We start from the raw sequence: 4,635 nt of genomic DNA, 5'->3' as shown, positions 1-4,635 counted from the left end.
GCGGCGCAACCCATTGGGAAAAGTCCGCATCGGGCATGTCCCTGCGGTTCTGCGGCGTATCGATGATGCCGGGCAGAACGCAGTTGACGCGCACACCCGAGCGCCCGAACTCCGCCGCGAACGATTCCGTCATCCGGATCACCGCGCTCTTGGATGCGCCATACGCCGCCATGCCCGCCAGCCCGCTCAACGCCGACCGAGCGCCCACGTTGACGATGCTGCCCGAGCCGGCCTCCACCATGGACGGAGCCACGCAATGCACCATCCTGAACACGGCGCCGGCATTCAGCGCCATCAGGTGCTCGTATTGCTGAACGGCATCCAGCGCCAGCGGCGAGCCCATGCCAAAGCCGCCCGCGATATTGCACAGCGCATCGATGCGGCCCGACCTGCGCAGCACCTGATCCGCCACGTCCTGGCAGTTGGAGAGATCCGTCACGTCCGCCGCCACCAGGAACAGACGCGCATCGTCGCGGTCAAAGCGCGCCCGCAGATGCTCCATGCTGCGCCCCACCGCCGCCACCTGAAACCCCTGCTCGAGCAATTGCCGCACGCAGGCGAATCCCAGGGCTCCGGCCGCGCCGGTGACGATGGCGGTTTTGGTTTCATTGCTCATGGTGTCCCGGTCTTCCGTGAAAGGTTGCGCCGAGCGGTCCGGCAGGTGCCTTGAATCCTCTCATTTTGCACCCGCCCGTGCGGCAGGTTGCCGCTGCGGCCCGCGAACCAGCGATCCCGGCAACTCGCCCGTCGGCTTGCCGCCCTGCATGATGACCTTGCCGCGCTTGAGCGTTGCGACATACCCTTGCGCCGTCTGATTGAGCCTGCGCCCTCCAGCCGGCAGATCAAAGGCAACGTAGGGCGGCGGCAGGCGCAGCCTGTCGAAGTCGATGATGTTCACATCGGCCAGATAACCCGGCTTGAGCTGCCCGCGATCGCGCATGCCATAGATGTCGGCGGTCTCCATGGTCTGCTTTTTCACGATGTGCTCCAGCGGCAGCCGAGGTCCCCGCTGGCGGTCGCGCACCCAGTGGGTGAGCATGTAGGTGGGCACGCTCACGTCGCAGATATAGCCACAGTGCGCGCCGCCATCGGCCAGGCTCATCATCGTGTTGGGATGCTGTAGCTGGGCATGCAGTTGGCTCAGGTCGTTGTAGGCGTAGTTGAAGCTCGGAAAATAGATGAGCCCCTTGCCGTCCTGCTCCATCAGCATGTCATAGGCGATCTCCAGCGGACTGCGGCCATCGCGCCGCGAGATGGCCTCGATGCTGCGCTCCCTGGGCGGCTCATAGTCGGGCTCGGCGCCGAGCGCGTACATCTTCTGGAAACTCTGCGTGAGGTAGGCCAGGCGCGAATCGTATTCCGCCGACCCCATCAAAGCCGCCATGTCCGTGAGCTGCGCGCGCACCTGCGGGTCGCGCAGGCGCTCGAGCTTTTCCTCCCATGGCAGCGGTGCAATCCGCTTCCATGCGTCGTGGGCCATGAAGGGGTGGATCGAGCCCTGCCAGGCCATCAGAATGCCCGCGGGACGTCCCCCGATCGCGCCGTAGATGGGCACGCCATCCTTGTGGGCCTGGTCCAGGCTCTCCAGCAGACGCTTCCAGTTCTCCGCCGTACCGTCGGTCTGCACCAATGCGAACGCCACGGGCAACTGGTTATCGGCGGCGATCTGCCGCAGCCAGGGAAATTCCGTCTCCATCTGATAGTGGTTCGACGTCATCTGGAACACGCCATGGCCCACTTCCTTGATGGCGCGCGCAATGCCGAGGATCTCGTCCGGCGTTGCAAATGTTCCCGGCGGAAACTTGCGGTTGTCGTACTTGTGGATGAACGTGCGCGTCGTGGAAAATCCCAGCGCCCCGGCCCGAAGCCCCTCCTTCACCGCCGCCACCATCTGGCGGATATCGTCCGGCGTGGCTTCATCGTGCGTGATGCCGCGCTCGCCCATCACGTAGGTGCGCAGAGCCGAGTGCGGAATCTGCGCTCCGATGTCGAGCGCGCGCGGCATGCGTTCAAGCGCATCCAGGTATTGCGGAAAGGTCTCCCACTCCCAGCGTATGCCTTCGGACAGCACGGTACCCGGAATATCCTCGACCCCCTCCATCACGCGAATCAGCCAGTCGCGCCGGTCCGCCTTCACCGGCGCGAACCCCACGCCGCAGTTGCCCATGACCACGCTGGTCACGCCGTGATCGGTGGAAGGGCTCAGGTAGGGATCCCACGTCGCCTGCCCGTCGAAATGGGTGTGCACATCCACCCAGCCAGGAGTGACCAGCGCGCCATCGGCGTTGATCTCTTGCCTGCCCGCACCCAGCGTCCCGCCCACGGCCTCGATCTTTCCGTCGCGAATGCCGAGGTCTCCCTGAAACGCCGGTGCGCCGGTTCCATCGACGATGCGGCCGCCACGAATTACGGTATCAAACATGCTCATGCCTTCTTCAATCCAGATGAATCCCCGCGGCCTTGATGACCTCGCCCCACTTGACGCTGTCGTCCGCCACGATCCTTGCGAACTCCGCCGCCCCGGCTCCCGAGGCCTCGTTGCCTTGCGCTTCGATCAACGCCAGCATTTCCCTGGAGCGCGACGCCTTGCTGATCACCGCGCTCACTTTCTCTGTCAGCGCTGGCGACATCCTCCCTGGCCCGAACACTCCCTGCCAGCCAACGATGTTGATACCCTCCACGCCCTGCTCCTGGATGGTCGGCAGATCCGGCAGCGCGGAAACGCGCGTGGGCGTGGCCGCGCCAATGCCCTTGGCCTTGCCGGCCTTGATGAGCGATACCGCGCTGGCCGTTCCGTCGAAGTAGATATCCACATCGCCGGCCACCAATGCGCGCGAGGCATCCGTGGCTCCCTTGTAGGGAACATGCAGCATCTTGGTGCCGGTGCGCATCTGCAGCAGCTCGGCATTCAGGTGCGATGTGGATCCGGGGGAATAGCTCGCATAGTTCAATTTGCCGGGATGCTCCTTGGCATACGCGATCACCTCCTTGAGGTTGCTGAACGGAGCATTCGGCGCTGCGATCAGCACCGTGGCGGACTTCATCACCTGCCCGAGCGGCGTGAAGTCCTTGACCGGGTCATACGGCAGCTTGGAGTACAGGTGCGGGTTCTGCGTATGCGTCACCACTATGGTGTAGAGCAGGGAGTGCCCATCCGCAGGCGAGCGCGCGACCTCCTGCGCTCCTATGAAAGTGGAGGCCCCCGGCTTGTTCTCGATGATCACCGGATGTCCCTTGAGCTCATCGCTCATGAGCTTTCCCAGCAGGCGCGCCGCCACATCCGAGCCAGAACCCGCCGGCAGCGGAACCACGATCCGGATCGGCTTGCCTGGCTGCGGCCATGCCTCATCCGCCATTGCCGCAATCGAAGAGCCCAGTCCTAAAGCCAATGCGCCCCACGCCAAACAGGAACGTCTTGTGTAGCTTCCATGCATATTTGTCTCCATGCCGTAGTCATCATGATGATTGTTTAACTCAAGTTAATGCAAGCGCTTGCATAAAATGGTAGGCGCAATCCATGAAGTTAAGATTTGGGGATTACCATTAGCATCCCGGCAGGCAACGCGTCAGCTGTACGGCCCCCTGAATTCATGAGCAAGAACGTCCAGGCAACAACCATCAAGCCAGCCTCCCTCGCCGATGTGGCAGCCATGGCAGGCGTTTCCACGGGGACCGTTTCACGCGCTCTCAGCCGCCCGGAGATGATCAGCGAGGCAACCCGCAACCGCGTGATGCAGGCGGTGCGCACCCTGGGCTATGTCGCCAACGGGGCCGCCCGCGCATTGGCCATGCGGCGCAGCCACACGATAGGCGCCGTCATACTCAAGTTCGGCAGCTCCAACTTCGCGCACGTCGTGGAAGGACTGGAAAGCCAGGTCGCCCGAAAAGGCTATACGCTTCTGTTGTCGGCGCCCGTGCCGGATGGCAAGACCGAATTCGCCGCCCTCTCCGCCATGCTGGCGCGCGGCGTCGACGCCATTGCGCTCCTGGGATTCGAGGGCCTGGGCCAGACACGGGAAATTCTTTCGCGCTATCCCGTTCCCTATGCGCACCTCTGGGGCAGGCCCAAGGATGGCGACCATTGCATTGGCCTGGATGAAGCGCACAACGGCCAGATCGCGCTCAATCACATCGCCGACCTGGGCCACAGAGAGGTCGGACTGATCTGGGGCCAGATTCAAGGCCCCCTGCGCTACCGTTCACGCCAACGCCTGCAAGGGCTCAAGGCCGCGGCCCAAAAACGCGGCGTACACATCGTGGAACAGGCATGCATCCATACCGAGCACGGCTTCCAGCAAGGCCATGACGCCGCACAAAAAATACTGGCCGCGCATACCCGTATCACCGCGCTCTTTTGCGCCAGCGACTACCTTGCCGTGGGGGCCATGCGCGGGCTGCAACAGAATGGCGTAGGCATACCCGAGGACATCTCCATCATCAGCTTCAACGACAATGACTTCGCCGCTTACGTCAACCCGCCGCTCACCACCGTCCATCTGCCGATCCGTGAAGTGGGAATGAAGGCGGGGCATTACCTGCTCGGTTGCCTGGGCGAAGAAGCGGGCTCCTCCGCCTGTGTTCTCGAACCCACCCTGCGGATCAGGGAAAGCACCCGCTTGCTGCATCCGGCGAAGA

At 63.5% G+C, this 4,635-nt stretch carries 4 protein-coding genes; 1 reads left to right on the top strand and 3 read right to left on the bottom strand.

The features are described 5' to 3' along the window. The 3 genes from ABWP92_RS16545 to ABWP92_RS16535 form a co-directional block, all read right to left on the bottom strand. A partial coding sequence (locus ABWP92_RS16545; protein ID WP_353236506.1) for an SDR family NAD(P)-dependent oxidoreductase occupies nt 1-616 on the bottom strand: 616 nt, incomplete at its 3' end. A gap of 60 nt (nt 617-676) precedes the next feature. After that, nucleotides 677-2,422: an N-acyl-D-amino-acid deacylase family protein gene (locus tag ABWP92_RS16540; protein ID WP_353236505.1), complete on the bottom strand. Its 1,746-nt coding sequence runs from the start codon at nt 2,420-2,422 to the stop codon at nt 677-679. Nucleotides 2,423-2,435: 13 nt separating this feature from the next. Next, nucleotides 2,436-3,356 (bottom strand): Bug family tripartite tricarboxylate transporter substrate binding protein, encoded by a 921-nt coding sequence (locus tag ABWP92_RS16535; RefSeq protein ID WP_353236504.1) that lies wholly within the window; start codon nt 3,354-3,356, stop codon nt 2,436-2,438. 234 nt (nt 3,357-3,590) lie between these two features. Here ABWP92_RS16535 and ABWP92_RS16530 point away from each other — a divergent pair. Beyond that, a partial coding sequence (locus ABWP92_RS16530; RefSeq protein WP_353236503.1) for a LacI family DNA-binding transcriptional regulator occupies nt 3,591-4,635 on the top strand: 1,045 nt, incomplete at its 3' end.

The organism is Diaphorobacter ruginosibacter, assembly GCF_040396215.1.
Taxonomy (GTDB): Bacteria; Pseudomonadota; Gammaproteobacteria; order Burkholderiales; family Burkholderiaceae_C; genus Diaphorobacter_A; species Diaphorobacter_A ruginosibacter_A.
This window is presented reverse-complemented; position numbering and strand designations above follow the sequence as displayed.

What these genes read in the sequence shown, in the direction of transcription:
- ABWP92_RS16540 (WP_353236505.1), bottom strand. Translation starts at nt 2,422, where the DNA reads ATGTTTGATACCGTAATTCGTGGCGGCCGCATCGTCGATGGAACCGGC.
- ABWP92_RS16535 (WP_353236504.1), bottom strand. Translation starts at nt 3,356, where the DNA reads ATGGCGGATGAGGCATGGCCGCAGCCAGGCAAGCCGATCCGGATCGTG.